Source organism: Vibrio sp., from assembly GCF_048266485.1.
Taxonomy (GTDB): domain Bacteria; phylum Pseudomonadota; class Gammaproteobacteria; order Enterobacterales; family Vibrionaceae; genus Vibrio.
Genome location: NZ_JBLWZK010000012.1, coordinates 64530 through 89502, shown reverse-complemented (window position 1 = coordinate 89502; position 24973 = coordinate 64530). Strand labels below are relative to the sequence as shown.

General features: G+C 41.7%; 20 protein-coding genes. 4 read left to right on the top strand and 16 right to left on the bottom strand.

Features of this window, described 5'->3' with window-relative positions; genetic code table 11:
* The 4 genes from ACN0T8_RS13205 to fabB form a co-directional block, all read right to left on the bottom strand.
* Nucleotides 1-1146: FimV/HubP family polar landmark protein (locus ACN0T8_RS13205; protein WP_417881088.1), on the bottom strand; the 1146-nt coding region annotated here is incomplete at its 3' end.
* 242 nt (nt 1147-1388) lie between these two features.
* The gene (locus ACN0T8_RS13200) at nt 1389-2402 is read right to left on the bottom strand and encodes an aspartate-semialdehyde dehydrogenase (protein WP_417881087.1); all 1014 of its coding nucleotides are present in this window, start codon (nt 2400-2402) and stop codon (nt 1389-1391) included.
* Nucleotides 2403-2450: 48 nt separating this feature from the next.
* Nucleotides 2451-3617 carry a 4-phosphoerythronate dehydrogenase gene (locus ACN0T8_RS13195; protein WP_417881086.1) on the bottom strand — a complete coding sequence of 389 codons (1167 nt, stop codon included), beginning with the start codon at nt 3615-3617 and terminating at the stop codon, nt 2451-2453.
* A 211-nt stretch (nt 3618-3828) separates the two neighbouring features.
* A complete protein-coding gene (gene fabB / locus ACN0T8_RS13190; RefSeq protein ID WP_417881085.1) occupies nt 3829-5052 on the bottom strand; it encodes a beta-ketoacyl-ACP synthase I in 1224 nt (407 codons plus the stop codon).
* Nucleotides 5053-5367: 315 nt separating this feature from the next.
* Between fabB and mnmC the strand changes: the two genes are divergently transcribed.
* Entirely contained in the window at nt 5368-7437 is a 2070-nt protein-coding gene (gene mnmC, locus ACN0T8_RS13185) for a bifunctional tRNA (5-methylaminomethyl-2-thiouridine)(34)-methyltransferase MnmD/FAD-dependent 5-carboxymethylaminomethyl-2-thiouridine(34) oxidoreductase MnmC (RefSeq protein ID WP_417881084.1), read from the top strand.
* Between the two features lie 118 nt (nt 7438-7555).
* On the opposite strand, the gene ACN0T8_RS13180 is transcribed toward mnmC, so the two are convergent.
* The 3 genes from ACN0T8_RS13180 to ACN0T8_RS13170 all read right to left on the bottom strand — a co-directional run bounded on the left by ACN0T8_RS13180 (nt 7556) and on the right by ACN0T8_RS13170 (nt 9046).
* Nucleotides 7556-8083 (bottom strand): NADPH-dependent FMN reductase, encoded by a 528-nt coding sequence (locus tag ACN0T8_RS13180; RefSeq protein ID WP_417881083.1) that lies wholly within the window; start codon nt 8081-8083, stop codon nt 7556-7558.
* A 110-nt stretch (nt 8084-8193) separates the two neighbouring features.
* Complete coding sequence (locus ACN0T8_RS13175; protein ID WP_417881082.1) at nt 8194-8457, bottom strand: YfcL family protein; 264 nt, start codon at nt 8455-8457, stop codon at nt 8194-8196.
* A gap of 31 nt (nt 8458-8488) precedes the next feature.
* Nucleotides 8489-9046, bottom strand: a complete 558-nt coding sequence (locus ACN0T8_RS13170) for an elongation factor P hydroxylase (RefSeq protein WP_417881081.1) — start codon at nt 9044-9046, stop codon at nt 8489-8491.
* A 250-nt stretch (nt 9047-9296) separates the two neighbouring features.
* Between ACN0T8_RS13170 and ACN0T8_RS13165 the strand changes: the two genes are divergently transcribed.
* A complete protein-coding gene (locus tag ACN0T8_RS13165) occupies nt 9297-9920 on the top strand; it encodes a trimeric intracellular cation channel family protein (protein WP_417881080.1) in 624 nt (207 codons plus the stop codon).
* Between the two features lie 105 nt (nt 9921-10025).
* Here the strand turns inward: ACN0T8_RS13165 and ACN0T8_RS13160 are convergent, their stop codons facing one another.
* The 6 genes from ACN0T8_RS13160 to prmB all read right to left on the bottom strand — a co-directional run bounded on the left by ACN0T8_RS13160 (nt 10026) and on the right by prmB (nt 17015).
* Nucleotides 10026-12389, bottom strand: a complete 2364-nt coding sequence (locus tag ACN0T8_RS13160; RefSeq protein WP_417881079.1) for an Ig-like domain-containing protein — start codon at nt 12387-12389, stop codon at nt 10026-10028.
* Nucleotides 12386-13471 (bottom strand): OmpA family protein, encoded by a 1086-nt coding sequence (locus ACN0T8_RS13155; protein ID WP_417881078.1) that lies wholly within the window; start codon nt 13469-13471, stop codon nt 12386-12388. Before ACN0T8_RS13155 ends, ACN0T8_RS13160 begins: the two co-directional genes overlap by 4 nt.
* 204 nt (nt 13472-13675) lie before the next feature.
* Nucleotides 13676-14374 carry a Crp/Fnr family transcriptional regulator gene (locus ACN0T8_RS13150; protein WP_417881077.1) on the bottom strand — a complete coding sequence of 233 codons (699 nt, stop codon included), beginning with the start codon at nt 14372-14374 and terminating at the stop codon, nt 13676-13678.
* Nucleotides 14375-14556: 182 nt separating this feature from the next.
* Nucleotides 14557-14751: a hypothetical protein gene (locus tag ACN0T8_RS13145; RefSeq protein ID WP_417881076.1), complete on the bottom strand. Its 195-nt coding sequence runs from the start codon at nt 14749-14751 to the stop codon at nt 14557-14559.
* Nucleotides 14752-14815: 64 nt separating this feature from the next.
* Nucleotides 14816-15901, bottom strand: a complete 1086-nt coding sequence (gene aroC / locus ACN0T8_RS13140) for a chorismate synthase (protein ID WP_417881075.1) — start codon at nt 15899-15901, stop codon at nt 14816-14818.
* Nucleotides 15902-16082: 181 nt separating this feature from the next.
* Entirely contained in the window at nt 16083-17015 is a 933-nt protein-coding gene (gene prmB, locus ACN0T8_RS13135; protein WP_417881074.1) for a 50S ribosomal protein L3 N(5)-glutamine methyltransferase, read from the bottom strand.
* Nucleotides 17016-17125: 110 nt separating this feature from the next.
* Between prmB and smrB the strand changes: the two genes are divergently transcribed.
* Nucleotides 17126-17656 carry an endonuclease SmrB gene (smrB, locus tag ACN0T8_RS13130; RefSeq protein WP_417881073.1) on the top strand — a complete coding sequence of 177 codons (531 nt, stop codon included), beginning with the start codon at nt 17126-17128 and terminating at the stop codon, nt 17654-17656.
* A gap of 69 nt (nt 17657-17725) precedes the next feature.
* On the opposite strand, the gene sixA is transcribed toward smrB, so the two are convergent.
* Nucleotides 17726-18190, bottom strand: coding sequence for a phosphohistidine phosphatase SixA (gene sixA, locus ACN0T8_RS13125; protein ID WP_417881072.1), 465 nt, complete (start codon nt 18188-18190; stop codon nt 17726-17728).
* A 349-nt stretch (nt 18191-18539) separates the two neighbouring features.
* Here sixA and ACN0T8_RS13120 point away from each other — a divergent pair, with 349 nt between their 5' ends.
* The gene (locus ACN0T8_RS13120; RefSeq protein WP_417881071.1) at nt 18540-21335 is read left to right on the top strand and encodes an insulinase family protein; all 2796 of its coding nucleotides are present in this window, start codon (nt 18540-18542) and stop codon (nt 21333-21335) included.
* A 116-nt stretch (nt 21336-21451) separates the two neighbouring features.
* Here ACN0T8_RS13120 and fadJ read toward each other — a convergent pair whose 3' ends face one another.
* On the bottom strand, nt 21452-23596 hold the full coding sequence (gene fadJ, locus ACN0T8_RS13115; protein WP_417881070.1) for a fatty acid oxidation complex subunit alpha FadJ: 2145 nt from the start codon (nt 23594-23596) through the stop codon (nt 21452-21454).
* Nucleotides 23596-24948 carry an acetyl-CoA C-acyltransferase FadI gene (gene fadI, locus ACN0T8_RS13110; protein WP_417881069.1) on the bottom strand — a complete coding sequence of 451 codons (1353 nt, stop codon included), beginning with the start codon at nt 24946-24948 and terminating at the stop codon, nt 23596-23598. Before fadI ends, fadJ begins: the two co-directional genes overlap by 1 nt.
* Nucleotides 24949-24973: the final 25 nt, after the last annotated feature.

Sequence of the window (24973 nt, the reverse complement as noted above, 5' to 3'; positions counted from 1 at the left end):
TTCTGTTTCTGTTTCTGTTTCTGTTTCTGTTTCTGTTTCTGTTTCTGTTTCTGTTTCTGTTTCTGTTTCTGTTTCTGTTTCTGAGGAAACTTGTGGTTGTATGGGTGCAGTGTCAACCACTAACTTTACTGGTTCAATTTTTTCTTGAGGTGCGACTAGACGATCTAATTCCTCGCTACGCTTAGGCCGGCGAGTAAACAATAGACGAATAATAAATAGAATTAACACAAGTGGTAATAAAATAATAAACCACAACCACGGATACTGATTGGCTATACGTATAAATGTTTGAGGAGTATCAATAGACGTGGATTGTGCGTCTGCTTCATTAATTTGCAGACGATTTTGCTCATCTGCTTTCAATGAGATTTTCAGTTCATTGAGTTGCTGCTGTATTTTACCTAACTCTGAAGTGAGGCGGTCATTCATCGCTTCAACTTGAGTCAGTTCAACCTGCTCTGCATCTGTTTGAATATCCAATGTTTGTTGTGAGTGAGTCGTCTGTTGTGACTCAGTACTCTGTTGAGATTTAATTGTCGTTTGAGCATTAACTGGAGCAACCAATTCTGATTGTTCATCAGAAATTGCTTGCTGTTTCCCATTCAAATTTTCATTCAACGTTTTCGCGTTATCGCTATTAGATAAACCTGGAGAAGGTTGTGTTGATGGGTAGTCAGCTAATGTTGCCGGTTTAGGGGGTTGAATGGATTCATCCACTTGTGATGGAACTGGTCGCAATTTATCACGTTGAATAATATCGACGGCATCTTGAGTTGACTCTTTTTCTATCACTTCAAGTGTCGGTAAACGTAATACACTGCCAGGGATTAAGCCATGGATATTATGGTCTTCAAAGGCGTTCTGGTTCAACTTATACGTTGCTAATACAGTTTGGGCGACCGAAACAGTCTTGCTAGGACGGTAGCCTTTAGCAATTGACCATAGGGTTTCATCTTCACCAGTCGGACCATAAATTGATGCGATATCTTCCGTCGGTTCAAATGCCGCTACATCCGAAATAGGCTGCGCAGGTACATGATTTGATGGCTCCATTGTGACTCTGCTGTCATCAGCACAAGCAACCGAAATTTGGGTTACCAAAAGTAGCATGACGGGAGCGATGAAATGTTTGAATGTACGGCGCATAAAAATTCGGCTAATCCAAAGGTTTAATCAATAAATTTAAATATATAGATAATAACCCCATTCGGGTAGTGTTGCTGATAAAAATCCTTCATTTCTTACTGTTTTTTTATCGAATAAAATGATCTCACGGTCAAATGAGAGCAGTAAGGAGAAATGATGGATAGCAATATCCAAAAAGCCCTACACTTCTCAGCATAGGGCTCAATTCAATGTCGTATCTTGATATTACTTGAATATCAATCTTAGAAGTAATCTCGAATCAGCACTTCGGCAATTTGTACTGCGTTGGTTGCCGCTCCTTTACGTACGTTATCGGCAACAACCCACATATTAATTCCACTGTGATGGCTAATATCATTACGCACACGTCCAACCATTACCGTGTCTTTACCACCAGCATCACGAACTTGAGTTGGGTAGTCGATACCGCGGAATACTTCTACACCTTCCATTTGTTCTAACATATCCATCACTTGCTCAGCATCAATAGGGGCTTGAGTTTCAATATGTAGAGATTCAGCATGACCATAAAATACAGGTACACGAACACAAGTTGGATTCACTTGAATGGATGGATCATTAAAGATCTTTTGCGTCTCCCACACCATTTTCATTTCTTCTTTGGTATAGCCATTTTCCATCATCACATCAATTTGTGGGATACAGTTAAACGCGATTTGTTGAGTAAAAGCATCTTTTTCAGCGGGTAAACCATTCAATAATTTAGCGGTTTGGCCTGCCAATTCATCGATACCTTTTTTACCTGCACCAGACACTGACTGATAAGTTGCAACGTTAATACGCTCAATGCCAACTGCATCATGTATTGGTTTTAACGCCACTAACATTTGGATAGTAGAGCAATTTGGGTTGGCAATAATATTACGGTTTCTAAATTCCGCAATCGCTTCAGGGTTCACTTCCGGCACAACAAGTGGCACATCAAATTCATAGCGGAACTCAGAAGTGTTATCAATTACGACAACGCCTTCATCAGCGGCGATAGGTGCCCATTTTGCTGATAACTCACCACCGGCTGAAAATAAAGCGATATGCACTTGTGACCAATCAAAGTCTTCGACATTTTGAACGCGAATTGTTTTACCATTGAAACGATAAGTTTTCCCTTCACTACGCTCACTGGCGAGCAAATAAAGATCACCTACTGGAAACTTACGCTCTTGTAATACTTCAAGCATAGCTTCACCAACGGCACCAGTTGCACCAAAGATAGCAACGTTAAATTCTTGACTCATGAAAACCTCAATTTAAATATGGAGCATATTGAAGGCTTAATACGCTCATTAAGCGCGCTTAAACCCTAAATGATAAAAAGGCGTCAGTTCGACGTTCGATTCTTGATGCATAGCTAACGTTATCGCGCTGTATTCGCGGCGATCCCAGTAGTCTTTTCTCATTGCATCAAAGGCTTGAGCCTGTCTTGCTGGATCGGCTTGAGCAATCTCTCGACGAAAAACCGCATCATCATGGCGCACATCATAAATCAACTGAGTTAAATTGTGCAGTAATGCTTGGTTTTTCTTACCCTCTACTGTCCAGCCCACTGATAAATTCACCATAGGCACTGGAGCAATTGGTAATAACTCATCTGGATTGGCTCGATTATCTAACCGCAGAAACTCGCAAAAACGATTAAAGATCATCGTGGTGCCACGCGCTTTCCCTTCCAGTCCGTAGCCTGCAATGTGTGGGGTAGCAAAAGTCAGCAAAGGCAACAGCTCTAAATCTACATTCGGCTCTGGTTCAAACACATCCAAAACCGCAGTAAAACCATCCGCTTGTTGCAAGCGTATTTTTAACGCTTGATTATCCACCACTGGACCACGAGCAGCATTAATTAAAATTTGATCGCCACGTAATTGGTTTAATTCTAGCTCACCAAGAAGATGATGTGTTGGCCACTGCCCCGTTTGAGTAATCGGTGTATGAAGGGAAATAACATCGGATTGTTCGAGTAAAGTATCTAAATCAACAAACTCTCGCACATCACCTTGAGCTTGTTTTGGTGGGTCATTGAGTAGTACTTTAATGCCAATTGCTTGCAAACATTGTGCAAGATAACTACCCACCTGACCTGCACCGATAATTCCCACGGTTTTATCGAATACAGAAAAACCTTGTTGCTGAGCGATCACCAATAAAGAGCTAATGACATATTCCGCCACCCCGACTTTATTACAACCGGGTGCCGCACTGAACGTAATGCCTTTATCGGCTAGCAATTCTTGATCTACATGATCCATGCCGGCAGTCGCGGTGCCGACAAACTTTAAACGATCCGCTTTAGCTAATAACGCAGCATTCACTTTGGTCACAGAGCGAATCATTAATGCATCTACCCCGATTAAATCATCCATGTTTATACTACGCCCAGATTTCATCTCAACTTCCCCTAGTTGACTAAACAAGGCTTCGGCATACGGCATATTCTCATCAATGACTATTTTCATTTTTACACTCATGAACAACTAATTTCTTTAATGATAAAAAAATCCCCGACCTAAGCCGAGGATTATTTACTTTAAATGTCGCAATTATTCTTAAAATAATTGGAGTTGCAGTGAGGAGACAAGTAAATAAGTCCCTAATCACTTAGCTAACCTAAATGATTGGGGCGAATAAACGTCGCCGACAAAGCTGCAGCTTCCATTACGAAGAGAATTAAGCTTCGTATTTTTTAATCACTAGCGTTGCGTTAGTACCACCGAAACCAAAGCTGTTTGACATGACTGTCTTCAACTCTTGCTCACGCGGTGCTGTAACGATATCTAGACCTTCCGCTGCTGGATCTAACGTTTCTACGTTAATGCTTGGTGCAATAAAGTTATTCTCAAGCATTAATGTTGAGTAAATCGCTTCATGAACGCCTGCCGCACCTAGTGCGTGACCCGTCATTGCTTTGGTTGCAGAAATCGCTGGGCATTTACCGCCGCTGTCTTTACCAAATACTTCTTGGATTGCACCCAGTTCTTTCACATCACCAACTGGTGTTGAAGTACCGTGCGTATTTACGTAGTCGATATCATCAACATTTTGCATTGCCATCTTCATACAACGTACTGCGCCTTCACCTGATGGTGCTACCATGTCGTAGCCATCAGAAGTCGCGCCGTAACCTACAATTTCACCGTAAATTTTTGCGCCACGAGCAAGTGCATGCTCTAGTTCTTCGATAACGACCATACCGCCGCCGCCAGAAATAACAAAACCATCACGGTCTGCATCATAAGTACGAGAAGCACGTTCTGGTGTTTCATTATACTTAGTGGAAAGTGCGCCCATCGCATCAAACATCATTGCAGATGACCAATGAAGCTCTTCACCCCCACCAGCAAACACAACATCTTGTTTGCCTAATTGAATAAGCTCAAGTGCGTGACCAATACAGTGTGCTGATGTCGCACATGCAGAACTGATGCTGTAGTTAACACCGCGAATTTTAAATGGTGTAGCAAGACACGCTGAGATCGATGATGCCATAGTACGTGGAACCATGTATGGCCCAATACGCTTAACCCCCTTCTCACGCAGAGTATCTACAGAAATCACTTGGTTTTGAGAAGAAATACCACCAGAGCCAGCCACTAGACCAGTACGGTCATTTGAAACTTGATCTTCTGTTAGTTTAGAGTCTTCGATCGCTTGTTGCATAGCCAGGTAAGCGAATGATGCTGTATCACCCATAAAGCGCATTTGTTTACGATCGATATGCTCACTTGGGTTAATTTTTAACTCACCCCAAACTTGAGAGCGTAGACCCGCTTCTTTAAATTGCTCTGAACCTGTGATGCCAGATTTACCTATTTTTAAAGAGGCTAAAACTTCTTCTACGTTATTACCAATACTAGATACAATGCCTAGGCCAGTGATGACGGCTCGTTTCATGTGACGTTCCTATAATTCAAAAATCGCTTAATGATAACTGACTTAACAAAATAAGTGGTCAGCTTTCCTTGATACCCTAACTCTCGAGAGTAAACTTTATTCACTATCGGTTAAATTACTTACCAATTATCGAACCGATTCAAAGTGTGTACCCAAATAACTTGGATATATTAATTCTGATCGTCATGCTAACGAAAAGCGTGACATGATGAAAGCTGAGTTTAACTCAGAAGTTCATTGCTTATATCAGTAGAATACTAACTACTCTGCATTTTGAGCTCTCTTGGGTATATAATAGCCCCTAATTGACACAAAATGACAGGTAATATCCGCGTGATCAAAAATGCTCAACTGGATTGGAATGAATCCGGCACTCCCGTTTCCCACCAATTTGATGATGTTTATTTCTCTAATGCCAATGGATTAGAAGAAAGCCGCTATGTATTCATCCAGCAAAATCATCTACCTACGCGCTGGCAACAAGCCTCACAATCTCGTTTTGTGATTGCGGAAACCGGATTTGGTACTGGGCTTAATTTTCTCGCCGTTTGGAAAGAGTTTGAAACATTTAAACAAAACCAACCTGACTCACCATTAACTCAATTGCATTTTATTAGTTTCGAAAAATTTCCGGTGCATATAAATGATCTGATTAAGGCTCATGCCGTTTGGCCAGAACTAGCTGACTACGCAAAACAATTGCAAGCGTACTACCCTATCGCAGTTCCTGAATGTCATCGCTTAATACTCGCCGATGGCATGATCACGTTAGATTTATGGTTTGGTGATATTCATAACAGCTTGCCGAAACTGGCGCAAACCGAAGCCGGTCTTGTGGATGCTTGGTTCTTAGATGGCTTTGCACCCAGTAAAAACCAAGACATGTGGAATGATACGTTATTTCAACACATGGCACGCTTGACCAAAGATGAAGGTACTTGCGCCACTTTTACCGCGGCAGGGTTTGTGCGTCGTGGGCTAATTGAAGCAGGATTTGACATGAAAAAAGTCAAAGGCTTTGGTACTAAACGTGAAATGATTGCTGGCATATTACAACTGTCATTAACTAAACAGCAGTCGTTATCTAAAAACACCTTTGCTCCTTGGTTTCAACGCTACCCTGTTAAGCAATTTGATCGTCAGAAACCTATCGCAATTATCGGTGGTGGAGTAGCGAGTGCTACATTAGCATTAGCCTTATATCGTCGAGGTCATAGTATCAGCCTTTATTGTGCAGATGATAAGCCAGCGCTGGGTGCATCAGGTAATCGACAAGGTGCACTTTACCCACTGATTGCAGAGCCAGAATCGCCGCTTAATCGTTTCTTTGCGCCCGCTTTCTTGTTTGCTCGTCAATTGGTTAAGCAAGCCGCTCAACAACTTGAATTTGATTACGACTTATGTGGCGTCACTCAATTAGCTTGGAGTGGTAAAGCCAAGAAAAAGCTCGATAAAATGCTACTCAATAATTACCCACAAGAATTGCTGCATAGTCTAACCACAGAGCAAACTGCACACATCATCGGTTTAGATATCGACCAAGAAAGTATTCACTATCCTCTTGGAGGCTGGTTATGTCCGCAGCAACTCACGCAAGCGATTATTTATGAGCTTTCCCAGCAAGCAAACGTTGATGTTCGCTTTAATACTCAAATTGAATCACTTTCTTATAATGAAATAGATCAAACTTGGACACTTCATCACTCACAGAAGAATTTCCAACACCAAGCCGTTGTGGTCGCCAATGGCCACCAGTTTTCTCGCTTTGAACAATTAAAAGCGATTGCAGCAACCTCGGTAAAGGGTCAAGTCAGTCATATTCCAACGACGGAATCGCTGAGTAAGCTCAAAACCGTCTTATGTTATGACGGCTATATGACCCCGCAAAATCCAAACAACGGTCATCATTGTATTGGCGCAAGTTATGATAGAAATAATATCGACCAAGAATTTGATCCTATGGCGCAACTCAGCAACGGCGAGCGTTTGAAGCAATGCTTACCGAATCAATCCTGGCCGAATGAGGTCGATACTAGTGAAAACCTTTCTCGACAAGGTATTCGCAGCGTCACTCGTGACCACCTACCTTTTGTTGGCAACGTGTTTAAATTCGAACCTGTGATCGAAAGCTACGCTAAACTCGACCCACAAATCTTACGGAAACGTCCCGATTTAATGCCAGAGATCCCACATTATCCGAATCTATTTTGTATGGTAGGGTTAGGTGCGCGTGGGTTGTGCTCTGCGCCATTACTAGCCGAAGTATTGGCTTCACAAATAGCTGGTGATCCACTTCCTCTTCCGCTCGAAGTATTAGAAAAAATTCATCCGGCAAGAATGTGGGTTCGTAAAATGCTAAAAGGTCGACCGATCACCGAAGAGTGAACTTGCCTCTTCGGCAAATAACTAGAAGCCATACAATATAAAAACGGGATGAACCATCACAGTTCATCCCGTTTTTGAATATATTTCGTCCTCGGATATGTTTGTTCAAAGAAGCGAATTACGCTTTTAGGCTTGCCGCGGCATCCGCTAGTTGCTTTGCAATGTCAGCATCTGTCACTTCGCCTTTTTCCATATCAAACACATCATAAAAACTTGGTACTGAAACCGATGCTTTCACTTCCGCGTGGAAAAAATCGGCGGAACCAACCGCTTGGGCTAAAACGCTTTGTGCGCCACCTGGGCCAGGGCTAGTTGAAAGATACACAACTGGCTTATGAGCAAACATTTGTTGATTAATTCGAGATGCCCAATCAAACAAGTTTTTATAAGCAGCAGTATAAGTACCATTATGTTCAGCCAAAGAAATCACAAAGGCATCAGCACTTTCTAACTTTGCAAAATAAGACTGTGCACCGTCTGGGCGACCAAGTTCTTTCTCTGTGTCTTCACTAAATAGTGGCACAGGGAAATCATTAAGATCTAACACTTCAACTTCTGCACCATCAACAAGGTTAGCAGTATAAGTCGCTAATGCTTTATTGATTGAATTAAAACTTGTACTTGCACCGAATGCGATAATTTTCATAATTAGTCCTATCAAAACTGGTTGTTGTTTACGATGGATATTACTTTACGATATTACTCATCGCTTACCAGACAACTTCCTATATCAACTTGTTCAAAAAATCAGAACAACTACATTTTCACAACCAATGATTGCCACATATCCGCTACGATCACTTGGTCCGCTGGCGTTAGCTCATTACGAGCTTGATCTAAACTACTTTGAATACGTTGCTTAAACACCTCAACATCTTGCACACCTTCTGCTTCACAACCAGCGGCAGAAAGAGAGATATGTCCTCGTAAATAACCACCTGCAAACAATTCATCGTCAGATGCCGTTGCCACAGTTTGGTCAATCGCTTCCAGAAGTTTTTCTTCCAATTCTATAATCATCTTTCTCTCTACTCTTTCATTAAATCACTATTTATCTAACTATAAACTGCTCAGGTGTTAGCGGAAGTGTTTGATAATGCGATTGTAACGCATTCGATAACATAGCAACACGTACCGGTAATCCTTGTTGTAAAATTCGCAGCACTTCGTTATGTACTTTCGTCATAAACCCTAAACGGTCTGGCTCAAAATCACCATTTAAATTGTCACAACTCACTGAAAATGGGAAACCGGCACTGGCTGATAATATCCATTCATACGCTTGAGGACGTATCTCTACTTTTTCAAACTCAGCCTGCACTCTTTCAGTTCGGCCGTCCGGTTCATACCAATAACCAAAATCTTCTAATAAGCGACGTTCAGCCCCTGCTACGCACCAATGAGCAATCTCATGCATGGCTGAAGCAAAAAAGCCATGAGCAAAAATAATGCGGTGGTAATCTATTGTTTCATCTGCCGGCAGGTAAATAGGCTCATCATCTCCACGAATCAACTTGGTGTTATAAGAAGGGTAAAAAGTCTGATTAAAGATAGAAATAATCGCTTCTGGAGTATGACGATGCTTATTCTGATGGTTATTAGCGCTCATTGGAAATTATGACAACATAAAAGAAAACACACCATCTATTGTCCTTACTTTTTCCTATAAGGTAAAGCCTCGCTACCTAACTTAACGACTCAAATGTTACGCAGCTATCTATAGGCGATAACAAAATTGTAAAACCATTATTTTTTCTAATCAATTAACCCCAAAAATCACGATAATTCTCATTCGTCAGTCTGTCATAGAGCGCATACAATCACGACCTTACTTCAAACCTAACAACAATGAGAATGCCATGTTATTAAGCATTATTTTTATTATTGGTATTACAGCAGAAGCCATGACAGGCGCATTAAGTGCAGGTCGTAAAAACATGGATTGGTTTGGCGTGATGTTAGTGGCAAGTGCCACGGCAATCGGCGGCGGTAGCGTACGTGACATTTTATTAGGTCACTACCCTTTAACTTGGGTTAAGCATCCAGAATATTTGCTGATCACTTGCTTGGCAGGGATCTTAACCACCTGGTTGGCTAAATGGGTGGTCAAGTTTAAAGGCGTGTTCATCCGTTTAGATGCACTAGGGCTTGCTGCATTTAGCATTATTGGTTGCCAAGTCGGCCTTAATATGGGGCTGCATTTTGGTATTTGCATCGTGGCCGCCATTGTTACTGGTATCTTTGGTGGACTACTACGTGATTTAATTTGTCGACAAGTACCATTGGTATTACACCAAGAGTTATATGCTTCTGTTTCTCTGATTGTTGCTGGGTTGTATTTATTACTACAACATTATGCTGTGGATGAAAACCTAGCGATTATTGTGAGCCTCGTTTCAGGCTATTTACTACGGATGGCTTCGGTTCGCTTCAATTGGCGCCTACCTGTATTCCAACTCGAGGTTGAAGGTTCGGTTCATTAATCAGAACCTCTCACCCATAAAATATTTTGAATAAACAAAAAGCCAGCAGGTATGAACTGCCCCCTACTGGCTTTGATTTTCGATTGAAAGAAATTAGGTTATCAACTATGGCGCTACATAATCAGGGTTAGGTTGAGTATCATCAATGTCACACGCAAGGCCTAGACCGATTAATCCCAATATCGTTACTTTAGTTAAGCAATCCGCATTAATTTCATTTTCACTCACCAATGATTGGTAAGTACCCGTGATCACCGCAGAGCCAATCACATCTGCATTCGCAAGACTGATTACATTCGCATCAATATCGATTAGCTCATTATTGCTTGAACTAAAAGTCACTTCATTCGGATCCAATACTTGCTGTGAACCATCGGAAAAATACGCGGTTGATTGTATTCTAAATAGCTCATCACCTTGGGTTAGAGTCAAGCGAATCAACCCTAGAATATTTAAAGAATTATCAACGGCTTGAAGACGCAGTCTATCAGCCCGTGCAGCACCTACGGTCACGTTAACATTTGGTGATACCACATTAACCGCAGCTACCGGATCGGAATAAGTGGCTGTTAATATTGCCGATCCCTGCTCTACCCCCTCTGCTTCATCGTTAGAATTAACCCTCACAATATTAGGATCATCCGAAGCCCAAGACACTTGGCTGGTGACATCTTGAACACTGCTGTCAGATAACGTTGCCGTTACTATAAGTGGTTCTGTGTCCCCTTTAGCAAGGCTTAATGGATTCGGTGTTACTGCCAATGAAGCTACAGTTGCATTGGTAATAACAACATTAAGGTTATCACTTTGCCCTCCGAAACTTGCCGTAACATCAGTTCCTGCGGTAACACCTTCGCCTTTGGCTAAGCCTGATGAACTGACCGACACCAAGGCTGAATCCGCGGTACTCCAACTGACCTCACTCGTTACATCACGTGAGCTAGCATCGCTGAACTCCGCTGTTGCCGTTAATTGCTGCTGAGTCCCTTTTGCTAAAGATAGCGGATCGGGGGTAATTGTTAATGTGCTCACCGTTGCATCAGTCACCGTGACCGGAATAGGAGCAGACTCGCTACTATTGAATGTCGCTGTAACATTCGCACTGCCAACACCAACCGCTTGTATTGAATTATCAGCATTAATGGATGTCACTGCAGGGGCATCGCTTGTAATTGTTGCTAGCGAGGTGACATCTTGGCTAGAACCGTTCGAATAATTCGCTGTAACCGTGATAGCCACTTTACCACCTTTGGCGATAGTAAGTGAGTCAGGCTCAACGACTAAAGATAAAATAGTCGCATCGGTTACCGTTAAGTTAGACGTCGAGGTTTGAGCACCATATTCGGCAGTAATAACCGTGCTTCCTGTCATAGCAGCAGAAGCTAAGCCTAAAGCATCAATAGAGGCAACATTAGGAGCAGAGCTTGACCAAGTTACACTGCTCGTGACATTTTGTGTCGTCCCATCCGAAAAGTTTGCGGTTGCCGTAAATTGTTGAGTCAATCCATTGGCTAAGCTCACCGTAGCAGGAGAAATACTAATATTCGATACAGTTGCGTTGGTAACATTCACATTAGCAGTGCTTGTTGTTGCGTTATAAACGCCTGTAATGACAGCACTTCCCACTCCAGTCCCAGTGACCAAACCCGTCGAGTCGACGTCGGCAATACCAGTTGCTGGGCTAGTTGTCCAAGTAGTTTGATCAGAAACATCCACACTAGAACCATCATCAAATACAGCGGTAGCGGTTAATTTATCACTGGTACCATTAGCTAAATTTAAACTAGCAGGACTAATATTCAGTGATAACAGTGTGGCATTTGTTACCTCTAGATCTGCACTGCCAGAAAATCCTTCCCACTCTGCACTGATTTGAACGTCAGCTGGTGCAATCGTGGTCACTTCGCCTAAGTTGACAGTAGCAGCCGATTCATTTGAACTAGACCAAGTCGCTTGTTGCGAAACATTTTTGTTACTCCCATCAGAATACAACCCTTGAGCAACAAAATTAATCACCACTCCACTAGCTACACTAGTCACTTGTGGCAATACCTGCAACCCTATGGGCGTAGGTGGAGAAATGGTGACCGTCACAATTGTTTCTTGGCCTTGATAATCGGCGGTCACTTTAGCAGTACCTTCTTTTATACCTTTCATCACGCCATCTTTATTAACGGTAACAATCGACTGATCACTTGAAAACCAACTGACCTCAGAAGCATCAATGTCAATAACTTCACCATCAGATTGAGTCGCCTTAACGCTTAATTGCAACTCTTCACCAGCCGCAACACTTGGGTTTTCAGGCATAATCATTAGGCTCACGATACTGCCATCATCGCTATCGCCCACCGGCTCACCATCACCACCCTGAGATGGTAAACCACTACTTTCATTACCACATGCGGCTAAAACTAAAAGGAAAAAAAGAGAAAATAAGGCGCTCATGTATTTTTTTAAATTTATCATTTTTCAGCTCCTTGAACAGAAGACTCACTACTCTGTGTATTTTTATTCACCACATCTTGTTTTTCAAAAGACGGCGAAAATAGCACTACACGTCTGTTTGTCGCACGATTCTCAGCCGACGTGTTGGGTACAAGAGGCCTTGTTTCGCCATAAGCGTTCACTGTAATTCGATCAGCGGAAATACCTTTATTGGTAAAATAATCTTTTAATGCATCACCACGTCGTTGTGATAATTTTTGATTATAAGCATCAGAACCTACGCTATCAGTATGGCTTTCAATAGTTAACAAAGCTTCAGGATTATCATTCAAACGATTTTCCATTGGAGTAAGTAAAGAATACATATCAGGATTAAGTGTTGAAGAATCAAAACCAAACAACACAGTAGAATTATTTTCTCCTAGATTCAGAGTCATACTGTTTTCTGTCACGGTGACATACTTGGTTTCGGTTACCGTCTGAACGATGGTTTCAGATTCCGACGCTCCAAAACGATACCCTAATCCAAGAAATACTTGATTAATATCCGCGCCACCCGTTGAATCAGCTCCAACTCCATACACATACTGGTAACCCAGCTCTAAATAACTACTTTTTGACATATTATATTGGTAGGCCAATGAAGCAAAAGGCGAAATCCCTTTATTATCATTATCAACTTTACTTCCAAGTTCATCCCCTTCAACATCGATATACCAAGGCATTGCCCCTATTTGAGCAACGATATTTTGGTTTTCCGTTAGTGAAAAAATACGCCCTGCTGATACCCCAATAGCAAATACATTGCCTTTATATTTCGCACCTACACTCGGATTGGATAATGCAGGATAGATGGCTTCATATTGGCCTAAATATTCAAAACCAATTTGATAAAAATAAGGTTGATAAATATTGTGTCGGAAATAAATCCCACCTCCTAACGACTGATCATCACAATCTAAGTTGTCACTTTCACAACTAGAATGAGCAAAGTTATAATCTAACTTCACGCCAACAGACTTATTAGCTTCTTCTGACATAGTGTAAAAAGGCAACCCTAACAACACCGAAACTCCACTTATATAAGCTAACTTTCTAAGCATATATTCACCACTCCGTGTGTATATTAATAATAAAAAGCTGATAACTAGATTATCAACCACAGATAAAGAACCCCCCAAAAAATAAAAACGGATAGATATAAAAAACAAAGATAAAAGTAAACAAGTTGACAATAAAAATATAAAAATCAGATAAAATGTAAATAAATATACATTTCAATCTAAGGTTTTAGAAAATCACCCTCTCTAACAAATCTCACCAACATAAGCCCTTAGCCGGTTAACATTATTTATCTTTATTGTCCCATAACCAAAGGACAGCAAGTCTAATTCATTGTATTTATTTAGGTAAGGAATGATCGATTGACGAGTTTGACCAATTAAGGCTGCAAGATGAGCTTTTGTTAGTCTAAGTTCGATGCACTCCGGAGAAGATTTATATGAAGAAAACATCTCTATTTGATTTAAAATCTGCTTTCCTATTTTTGATAATGTGTTGTTATCAATATGACTTAATGCAAAACGACTAATTGCAAAAACCCTATCGGACAAACACATCATGACATTATTCATGATGACTCCATCTGTAGCCATTGCGTCAAACAATACTGACTTTGGAATAAAGATAACACTTGAATTTTCTGTTGTCTTTGCTGATACCAAACTATTATTTGTCGAAAAACCACTTTCACCAAACCATTCAAGTGGTTTTATTTTTGCTATTGGAATATCTTGATCTTGATGGGTTCGATAAGTAACTTCTAATTCACCATCAACTAAAATACCAATATCGCGATTTTTATTACCTTGCCTAACAACTTCTGTATCTTTTTCAAAATGTTCTAAATTCGTATTATTGCTTAATAACAATATATTCTCACTTTTCGCACCAACAAAAAGACAGCATTGCGAAAGAACTGAATGTTTCACATAATCCATTATCATATAAGCCCCTTATCGTTCTAAGTATAGAGCTTGCTCATACATAAGTTATAGTTTCAAATTTGAAATAATCACTAATTTTAAACCAGTTACATTGTGTTCATTATTAAATGAGACATCACTAACATTTATTGAGCAATAAACACCTTAATACATACTATTTAAAAGGTTTTAAACCATCATAATTAAATATAAAGAAGGCAGTAATCGGCTTCTATCCAAGCACCAATAACGCCACCTTGTGTAACGATTAAAGCCGAAAAAGAAGAAGCAATATAAAGTGAATCACTAACACCTTGACTCGTACTACCGACCAGTATCACGGCAAGAGTGGCTTTAATAAAGGTAATCATAGGGAATCGATCAGTTTTCTTTTTCATACAAAAACGCCCCGAAAAATATACATTTCGAGGCGCTAGGGATTAGTTTAGAAAATTAGCCCTATTAAATAATCGGAGTCTCTGTGGCCACTCCGTGGTTTTGACCACGATGTCTTAAAAGATGATCCATCAACACAATCGCTAGCATAGCTTCAGCAATAGGGACGGCACGAATACCAACACATGGGTCGTGGCGACCTTTAGTAATCAATGAAGTCGATTCACCTTGACGATTAATGGTTTCACCCGGTACGGTAATGCTTGAGGTTGGCTTCAATGCGATGCTCGCAACGATATCTTGCCCAGAAGAGATCCCACCTAATATGCCACCAGCATGGTTCGATTTAAAACCTTGTGGCGTCATTTCATCACGGTGTTGACTGCCTTTTTGGTTGGCAACTGCAAAGCCATCGCCAATCTCAACGCCTTTAACCGCATTAATACCCATTAAAGCATGTGCAATATCGGCATCTAAACGGTCAAAAATCGGCTCGCCTAGGCCTACTGGTACATTGGTTGCGACGACAGAAAGTTTCGCCCCAATAGAGTCACCCTGCTTTTTCAAGTCACGGATTAATTCATCAAGCGCATCAACTTTATCAACATCTGGGCAGAAGAATGGGTTATTTTCAATTTCATCCCAATCGACTTTATCGATCGTCACATCACCCATTTGTGATAAATAAGCGCGAACTTCAATACCAAACTCTTGCTTTAAATATTTTTTAGCAATACCGCCTGCCGCAACACGCATCGCCGTTTCACGAGCAGAAGAACGACCGCCGCCACGATAATCACGTACGCCATATTTTTGATGGTAGGTATAGTCAGCGTGACCGGGACGAAATTTATCCATAATTTCAGAATAATCTTTAGAACGCTGATCGGTGTTTTTAATCATCAAACCGATAGACGTTCCGGTAGTTTGTCCTTCAAACACGCCTGAAAGGATTTCCACTTCATCAGGTTCGCGACGAGCGGTGGTATAACGTGAAGTACCTGGGCGACGACGATCGAGATCTTTTTGTAAATCTTCTTCTGAAATTTGTAATCCCGGAGGACAACCGTCAACAATACAACCTAAGGCTTTACCGTGGCTTTCGCCAAATGTAGTCACTCGAAAGTGCTGACCAATACTATTCCCTGCCATGAATTCCTCTTAATCAATCTTTTGCATTTATTTGCTATATCTTTAGATAGTGTCGTCAAGCCTTAAACTTGTAAACCCTATTTTTAAAAATAATCGTCACATTCGCCAGAAATCACCCAATAAAAATGCCAACCTCAGGAAAAAGGTTGGCATTACAACGTTCATTTATCGCTAATCAAGACTACTTTTTATAAATCGAAAACTCACTAGCATGTTCAACTAGCTGCTCACGAGTTAATAGAAATACTCCATGACCGCCATTTTCAAACTCTAACCACGTAAACGGAACTTGTGGATATTGCTCCATCACATGCACCATTGAATTACCCACTTCACAAATTAAAATACCATTGTCGGTTAGGTAGTCTGGGGCATCGGCTAAAATACGGCGCATCAGTTTCAAACCATCGCTACCTGCTGCTAATCCTAATTCAGGCTCATGCTTAAATTCTTCCGGTAGGCTGTCCATATCTTCTTGGTCAACATACGGCGGATTGGTCACGATAATGTTATATTTGTCTTGCGGAATATCATTAAAGAGATCCGAACGCAGTGGGTACACTTGCTGCTCTAAGCCATGGTCGTGAATATTTTGCTCGGCCACTTCTAACGCATCAAGTGAAATATCAACTGCATCCACTTCCGCATCTTCAAAAGCATAAGCACAAGCAATCGCAATACAACCACTACCTGTACACAGATCCATAATGCGCGTTGGCTCTTCGGTTAACCAAGGTTGGAACTGCTGCTGAATAAGCTCACCGATTGGCGAACGTGGCACAAGTACGCGCTCATCCACATAAAACTCAAGACCACAAAACCATGCTTTGTTGGTTAAGTATGCGGTTGGTGTGCGTTCATTAATGCGCTGAATAACACGCTCAACAATACGCATTCGCTCGCTGGTAATTAAACGAGAGTTCAGGACATGCGGCGGAACATCAATTGGCAAATATAACGTTGGAAGAATTAATTGCACAGCCTCATCCCAAGAGTTATCTGTGCCATGACCATAAAACAGTCCTGCCGCATTGAATCGACTCACTGTCCAACGAATCATGTCTTGAAGGGTATGTAGTTCTGATACCGCTTCATCTATAAAAATTTTATCCAAGAGTGCCTCCGCATGGATTTTAACCAAGTTGCTTGATTGCGATTCTAAATATTTTAGACGTTCACATCTTAGCTAAGTTACAATAGCGCCCTTATTGTAAAGGATCTGTCATGAGCGAAAAAGACACCAATATTGATGACGATTTTGCGCTATTTCAACAAGAAATGAAGGGCGTAAAAAAGTTGTCACAGGATACCATAATCCAACAACCGAAAAAGAACTTACAACAAAAAGAAATTCGCCGAACATTCCGTGAAGCGAAAGATAATGAGTTTTATTTTTCTGACGAGTTCGTACCGCTATTAAATGAAGATGGCCCCACTCGTTACGCTCGTGATGATGTGTCTAAATATGAGTTGAAACGCTTACGCCGTGGTGTGTATGTGCCTGATGTGTTTTTAGATTTACACGGCATGACGCAAATGGAAGCCAAACGTGAACTTGGTGCGATGATCGCCCACTGTGTGAAAGAAGGAATTGACTGTGCCAGTGTAATGCATGGTATTGGCAAGCACATCTTAAAACAAAAAGTCCCACTATGGTTGGCACAACATCCTGATGTAATGGCTTATCATCAAGCACCATTAGAGTTTGGCGGCAATGGGGCGTTATTAATATTGCTCAGTATTCCGGAGAAATAACAAAGGAGACGCGTTGGCCTCCTTGATTAAAGTTGTTAATTCACTACAACAACTATTCATTCACTACAACTATGGCTGAGCTTGCCATAATAACTTCCCTTTACGTGTATCGATATCAAAATCAATACAAGCCATACCCGAAGTAGGGAACATTGGGGGTGGAATGTCAGTGACAAAATCTGCAGTTAAATATCCGACTAGAGGTAAGTGAGAAACCAACAAGATATTTTGTAAGAATTGCGTTTCCGCTAAAGCACACACATACTCTACAACGGATTCAGAATCCCCATACGGCGTAATATCCGCACAATCTTCTACCTTTTCAACTTTCAATAAAGGCTCAATGGTTTGCCATGTTTGTTGAGCGCGTAAATATGGGCTAACTAACACCAGATCAAATTCATCATGACCCTGCTCCTTGCAATACTGCGCCATTTGATAAGAGCCATCTCGCCCCATTGAACTCAATGGACGCTCAGCATCCGATGCCGCAAAGGTTTCCGCATCACCGTGGCGCATAATAAAAATTTGCATACTCAATCCTACATAACAGCTTAAATATTGATCGAACTAGGTAGACTTTAGTATAACAACTCCAAGGTAGATGTTATCTAAAATCGTAATGTTAAGACGAAAAAATTGTAGAAATGGTCACTTGACCACAATAATCGAGACTATTATTTGATTTCATCTTAATAACTCGCATAAATCGTTTGCAGCCAAACGGCTAGGCGTCATACTTGATATTAGAATTAAGAGCTTAATAGCGTTATTAAATTTTCTATACTCAAAATCATCTATCAAAGTTGCAGTTTCACGCACTAAGTCTTCTAACGGTTCATCGTTATTAGTGCTCTAAACGGCTCATCTCAAGGAGTGTATCGTGCACATCAGTCCAAACGATCAAAAACAATATCGTCATATTACACTCAACAACCAATTGCGCGTCTTGCTCGTCCATGATGAGCATTCGCAAAAATCCGCAGCTGCTCTCGCCGTTAATGTTGGCCACTTCGATGATCCTTTCCATCGTGAAGGTTTAGCCCATTATTTAGAACACATGCTGTTTCTAGGGACAGAAAAGTACCCCGCCATTGGTGAGTTTCAATCCTTTATCAATCAAAACGGTGGCAAAAATAACGCATGGACAGGCACTGAGCACACTTGTTTCTTTTTTGATGTGGTTCCCGAAGCCTACCCAGAAGCACTCGATCGCTTCAGTCAGTTTTTTATCGCCCCTCTTTTCAATCAAGAAGCCTTAGAAAAAGAACGTCAAGCCGTCGAATCCGAGTTTCGCTTAAAACTTAAAGACGACATGAGACGCTTATACCAAGTGCATAAAGAAGTGGTAAACCCTGAACATCCATTCGCTAAGTTTTCAGTCGGTAATGTCGAAACACTGAGTGATTTATTTGATGAGAACGGTGAACCAACGACCTCCATTCGCGATGAAATTATCGACTTTTACCGCCAGCAATACTCGGCGGACTTAATGACCGTCACTTTAGTTGGCCCTCATTCTCTCGATCAATTAGAAGAAGCGGCTCACAACTACTTTGCTCCTATCATTAACAACCAACGCGCAGGCAAAAACATAAATATCCCACTGGTTCGCGAACAAGATGCTGCTAAGTTTGTTTGTGTCGAGCCAGAAAAAGACTCTCGTAAATTAATGATGACGTTTAACTTTCCAAGTATGGACAAGTTCTATCAATCTAAGCCTTTATCGTATTTTGCCCATCTACTTGGAGATGAAAGCGAAGGTAGCCTACTTCAACACCTTAAAACTACAGAACTGATTACCTCGCTAACGGCCGGTGGTGGTATTAGTGGCAGTAATTTTCGAGAGTTTTCGATCAGTTGCAGCCTCACCAAACAAGGGTTAACTGAAATTGAATATATTATTCAACGTCTCTTTGAATTTATTGAGTTAATTCGCCAACAAGGACTTGCTGAATGGCGCTATAGCGAAAAACAAGCGGTACTAGAATCGGCCTTCCGTTTCCAAGAAGCATCGCGCCCTATTGATATTGCCAGTCACCTGGTCATCAATTTACAAAACTACCAACCTGATGATGTGATCTATGGCGACTACATGATGAGCCATTACGATGAAGATCATCTACGCCAACTATTACGCCATTTTACCCCGTACAATATGCGCGTTATGTTGATCGCAAAGGGTTTGCAATACGACCGCCAAGCGAAATGGTACAACACGCCTTATTCGATTCGCTCAATTGCTCAACATGAGCTTAATGCTTGGACACAACCTGAGATCACCGGTGAGCTTAAACTTCCTGAGCCCAATCCCTACATTTGTTATGAGCTTGACCCTGCACCACTAGAAAGTGAATCAGCCCTACCCGAGCTTATTGAAGATAAACCGGGCTTTCGTTTGTGGCATCTACAAGAGCCAGAGTTTCGTGTACCAAAAGGGCTAGCTTTTATCGCCATTGATAGCCCACATGCGGTTTCAACAGCACGAACCATAGTCAAAACTCGCTTGTGTGTTGAGATGTTCCTCGACTCTCTAGCCAAAGAAACCTACCAAGCTGAAATTGCGGGTATGAGTTACAACCTCTATGCCCACCAAGGCGGCGTGACATTGATGTTGTCTGGCTTTACGCAAAAACAAGCTCAATTGCTGGATGTGATTATTGAGCGCTTTGCCTCACGCGAATTTAGCCAATCACGTTTTGATTCGATTAAACGACAAATGCTGCGTAACTGGAAAAATACCGCGAAAGATCGCCCTGTTTCTCAGCTATTTAATGCGATGACCGGCATTTTGCAACCAAACAATCCACCCTATCCAGTACTGATTGAAGCATTGGAATCAATTGAAGTCGATGAACTGCCTTCTTTTGTCAGTGCGATGTTGGCTGAGTTGCATATTGAAATGTTTGTCTATGGCGATTGGACAAGGCAAGCGGCAACAAATTTGGCCACCAGCTTGAAGTCAGCCTTGCATATGAAAGATCAACAATACGAGGAGTCTCTGCGACCATTAGTGATGTTAGGTGATAGCGGAACCTTCCAACGAGAAATTCATTGTGATCAAGCAGATTCAGCTTTGGTGGTGTATTACCAATCACCAGAAATCTCGCCTGAAAATGTTGCGCTTTATACGCTCGCCAACCATTTAATGTCTGCCGGATTCTTCCATGAAATTCGCACTAAGCAACAACTCGGCTATATGGTGGGCACAGGTAATATGCCACTCAATCGTCATCCCGGTTTGGCTCTGTATGTACAGTCACCCAATGCTGCACCGAGTGAGTTAGTCGCCTCAGTCGATGAATTCTTAAATGCTTTTTATATGGTGTTATTAGAGTTGAACGAACAACAATGGCAAAACAGTAAACAAGGTTTACTCAATCAAATCATGTCGCCAGACAGTAATCTACGTGCACGAGGCCAACGTTTATGGGTGGCGATAGGTAACAAAGATTATGAATTTAATAACCGAGAAACGGTAGTTGAAGAAATCTTGAAATTAGACCGAAGTGAAATGATCCGCTTTGTCGTCAATACTTTAAAACCAAGAACCGCCAACCGCTTAATCATGCATTCAAAAGGCACCGAACATGCTGATGCACCCGATTTAGAGGCGGGCTTAGAAATTGGTTCTATCGATGAGTTTCAATTGCGACCAAAAGATGTCGATCTAGGTTAAGCCACGAGCCACGAGCCACGAGCCACGAGCCACGAGCCACGAGCCACGAAATAGTAAAAAAGCTTTGCACTCAACATGCAAAGCTTTTTGTTTATTATCACCGTTCAAATATAGGCTTATGGGTAGAACTTATCTCCAGTTCCAGCGCGAGTTAACAATCCATCACACGGAGCAAAACGACTGCCGTATTTCTCAGCATACTCGTTCATGATATCGACTAATTTCACTGCACCGATTTGATCAATATAACGGAACGGGCCACCTAAGAATGGTGGGAAACCAATACCCAAAATGGCACCAATATCCCCATCTCTCGGGCTAGCAATAATGCCATCATCTAATGCTCGAACCGCTTCATTGATCATTAGAAGCACACAGCGCATCGCGACCACTTCTTCATTAAGAATCGACTCAGGCGTCAGGTTGAGTAAGCGATAAACCGATTTATCGACTTCTTTCTTCTTACCTTTATAAGTGTAGAAACCTTTGCCGCTCTTACGCCCTTTACGGCCATCTTTTAGCAAGGTATCAAACACATCTGGCGCTTTAAAACGCTCGCCTAGTTCTTCAACGAGAATTGGCGTGATTTTAGCCCCAATATCAACGCCAACTTCATCTAGCAGCGCAATTGGCCCAACCGGGAAACCAAAGTTGAGTAATGACTCGTCAATATGTTCAATCGGCTCACCAGACAGAAGAATTTTTGCCGCTTCATTCATATAAGGTGCCAAAATACGGTTCACATAGAAACCCGCTTTATCTTTAACCACGATCGGCGTTTTACCTTGCTTACGAGCAAATTTCACTGTGGTGGCAATCACTTCCTCAGAAGTCCCTTGATGGGGGATCACTTCCACTAATGGCATTTTATCTACTGGACTAAAGTAATGCAGACCAATCACATTCTCAGGTTTTGCTGCACCTTGAGCAATTTTACTAATGGGTAATGATGAGGTATTGGTAGCAAAGATAACGCCTTTTTTAGCCTGAGCTTCAATATCACGTACCATGCTTTGTTTTAGTGATAAATCTTCAAACACTGCCTCGATAACCATATCTTTTTGGCTAAAACCGGTAAAGTCCGTACCACCAGAAATTGACTGCATCTTCTTTTGTAGCTGGGTTTTGCTAATGACGCGACGTTTAAGCAACTTGGTTAACAGATTATAGCTGTAGTTCATAGCATGTAATACGCTATCATTCGATACATCTTTAAAGCGTACTGGCACATTTGCTTTAGTAGCCGAAACATAACCAATGCCTGCGCCCATCAAGCCACCGCCAAGAACGCCAACACCTTGAATATTTTTAGGTTGTGCAGAACTACCAAAGTCTTTTTTCATTTCAGTAGTAGCAAAGAAAATCGAACGTAAAGCACGAGATTCAGAAGTCATGACCAACTGACCAAACTCTTGAGCTTCTTTAGCGAGTCCTTCTTTAATGCCTTTCTCAAGACCATATTGAATCACTTGTAAAATAGCCTTAATCGCCGGGTAGTTGCCACGGCTCTTTTGATTGGCTTTTTTCGCGGCTTGTTCAAAAATCACTTTACGACCAAACCCCGTATTGGCCATTAATGATTCTTTGATATCTTTCTTAGCTTTACGCTTTGATTTACTAATAAACTGTTGAGCAGCTTGCAACAAGATAGATTGCGGTACACAAGCGTCCACTAAGCCTAATTTTAATGCTTTCTTCGCACGCAGTTGCTTGCCAGTTAAAATCATATCTAGGCTATCAAGCAAACCCACAAGACGAGGTAAACGTTGAGTACCGCCCGATCCCGGTAACAAACCTAATTGAACTTCAGGTAAACCTAAACGCGTTGCATCACTATCACTACAAACACGGTAGTCACAAGCAAGTGCTAACTCTAAACCGCCCCCTAAACAAGGACCATGAATCGCCGCCACAACGGTAAAAGGTAGTGATGAAAGACGATTAAACATCTCTTGGCCTTGAGTGGCTAAGCTTTCTGCTTCTTGCGCAGATTGACAAGCATCCAACATGCGAACATCGGCACCAGCAATAAAGTTATCCGGTTTTAAGGAGTGAATAATCATGCCCTTAATATCTGATTTCTTTTGCTCTAATTGATCAAAAATCGCCTGCATTTGTTCAGCAAATTCTGCCTGCAACGTATTCATTTTTTCATTCGGTACATCCACCGAAAGCCAAGCGACTTGGTTATCATCCACGGTTAAGGTAAACGCATTATTGGTCGAAGCATGCTCTGCTGAAAGTTGATTATCCATTGTCATTATTCCGCTCCTTCCATTTGTGCTTCATCTTTATCTACTTCTAATTTATCAACTTCTAGAATGACAGCTGCCCCTAATCCGCCGGCCGCACATGCGGTAGTTAATGCAAGCCCTCCGCCACGACGTTTTAACTCACGTAAGGTTTGAGTCATTAAGCGAGCGCCAGTCGCAGCAAATGGGTGACCATAAGCTAATGAACCGCCTAGCACATTAAACTTCTCCATATCAATCACGCCGATTGCTTTATCTCGACCAAGCTTTTCTTTGGCGAAGGTTTCTGAAGCAAACATTTTCACATTGGCAAGGGTTTGAGCTGCGAAGGCTTCATGCATCTCGATCAAGTCAAGATCATCGAGCTCGATCCCCGCTCTATCAAGCGCAATTGGGGTGGCATAAGATGGCCCCATTAACATGTCTTCTTCTACTTGAATCGCTGAGAAAGCATAAGAACGAATATAACCAAGCACTTCTAAGCCGAGTTCTTTCGCTTTACTTTCGCTCATCATCAATACTGCCGCAGCACCATCGGTTAACGGTGTACTGGTTGCGGCGGTCACACTACCAAAATTACGGTCAAAGGCTGGGCGAAGTTTGGCATATTGCTCAACCTGTGAATTTTTCCGAATATTGTTATCCTGATGAATCCACTCTTTATAAGGTTCAGGATAAGCCGTCATTACTTCATCTTGAATGAAACCATCTTCCCACGCTTGCGTAGCTAGAGTATGAGAACGGTGCGCTAACGCGTCTTGATCTTCTCGGGCAATTTGGTAAGACTTAGCCATTTGCTCGGCCGTTTGTCCCATGGATAATCCAGTCGAATACTCGGCAACGGCAGGTGGAACTGGCATGAGATCTTTGAAAGATAATTTACGTAAAATCGATAATTTCTGAGGTAGTGTTTTGGCTTTGCTGATTTCTAATAATCCTTGAGCAAGTGATTTGGACACACCAATCGGAAGAACGGAAGACGAATCTGCTCCACCAGCAATCCCAATCTCAATATTGCCTGCCATAATACTTTCCGCGACATTAATTGCAGATTGAAAACTAGTCGCACAAGCACGCGTAACACTGTAAGCATCCGTTGAGACGTTCATGCCAGTGCCAAGCACAATTTCTCGAGCGATATTTGGCGCAGCCGGCATTTGAACGACTTGACCAAATACCACTTGATCGACCAGTTTAGGGTCAATTTGAGTACGAGCAAGTAATTCACTCACCACCATTTTACCAAGATCTACCGCGGGGACTTCTTTGAAAGCAGTGCCTTGACGAGCAAATGGGGTTCGAAGACCGGAAACAATAGCGATTCGGTCACCATTGCGAGTTTTTACTTCCTGATGAGTCATATTCTTTCCTTTTTAATGTCCATGT

Coding starts and splice junctions, on each gene's coding strand:
- ACN0T8_RS13170 (WP_417881081.1), bottom strand. CDS start 9,046: ATGAGCGCTAATAACCATCAGAATAAGCATCGTCATACTCCAGAAGCG.
- ACN0T8_RS13175 (WP_417881082.1), bottom strand. CDS start 8,457: ATGATTATAGAATTGGAAGAAAAACTTCTGGAAGCGATTGACCAAACT.
- fabB (WP_417881085.1), bottom strand. CDS start 5,052: ATGAAACGAGCCGTCATCACTGGCCTAGGCATTGTATCTAGTATTGGT.
- ACN0T8_RS13145 (WP_417881076.1), bottom strand. CDS start 14,751: ATGAAAAAGAAAACTGATCGATTCCCTATGATTACCTTTATTAAAGCC.
- fadI (WP_417881069.1), bottom strand. CDS start 24,948: ATGACTCATCAGGAAGTAAAAACTCGCAATGGTGACCGAATCGCTATT.
- aroC (WP_417881075.1), bottom strand. CDS start 15,901: ATGGCAGGGAATAGTATTGGTCAGCACTTTCGAGTGACTACATTTGGC.
- ACN0T8_RS13200 (WP_417881087.1), bottom strand. CDS start 2,402: ATGAGTCAAGAATTTAACGTTGCTATCTTTGGTGCAACTGGTGCCGTT.
- ACN0T8_RS13155 (WP_417881078.1), bottom strand. CDS start 13,471: ATGCTTAGAAAGTTAGCTTATATAAGTGGAGTTTCGGTGTTGTTAGGG.
- mnmC (WP_417881084.1), top strand. CDS start 5,368: ATGACAGGTAATATCCGCGTGATCAAAAATGCTCAACTGGATTGGAAT.
- ACN0T8_RS13150 (WP_417881077.1), bottom strand. CDS start 14,374: ATGATAATGGATTATGTGAAACATTCAGTTCTTTCGCAATGCTGTCTT.
- ACN0T8_RS13160 (WP_417881079.1), bottom strand. CDS start 12,389: ATGATAAATTTAAAAAAATACATGAGCGCCTTATTTTCTCTTTTTTTC.
- ACN0T8_RS13180 (WP_417881083.1), bottom strand. CDS start 8,083: ATGAAAATTATCGCATTCGGTGCAAGTACAAGTTTTAATTCAATCAAT.
- smrB (WP_417881073.1), top strand. CDS start 17,126: ATGAGCGAAAAAGACACCAATATTGATGACGATTTTGCGCTATTTCAA.
- ACN0T8_RS13195 (WP_417881086.1), bottom strand. CDS start 3,617: ATGAAAATAGTCATTGATGAGAATATGCCGTATGCCGAAGCCTTGTTT.
- ACN0T8_RS13165 (WP_417881080.1), top strand. CDS start 9,297: ATGTTATTAAGCATTATTTTTATTATTGGTATTACAGCAGAAGCCATG.
- fadJ (WP_417881070.1), bottom strand. CDS start 23,596: ATGACAATGGATAATCAACTTTCAGCAGAGCATGCTTCGACCAATAAT.
- sixA (WP_417881072.1), bottom strand. CDS start 18,190: ATGCAAATTTTTATTATGCGCCACGGTGATGCGGAAACCTTTGCGGCA.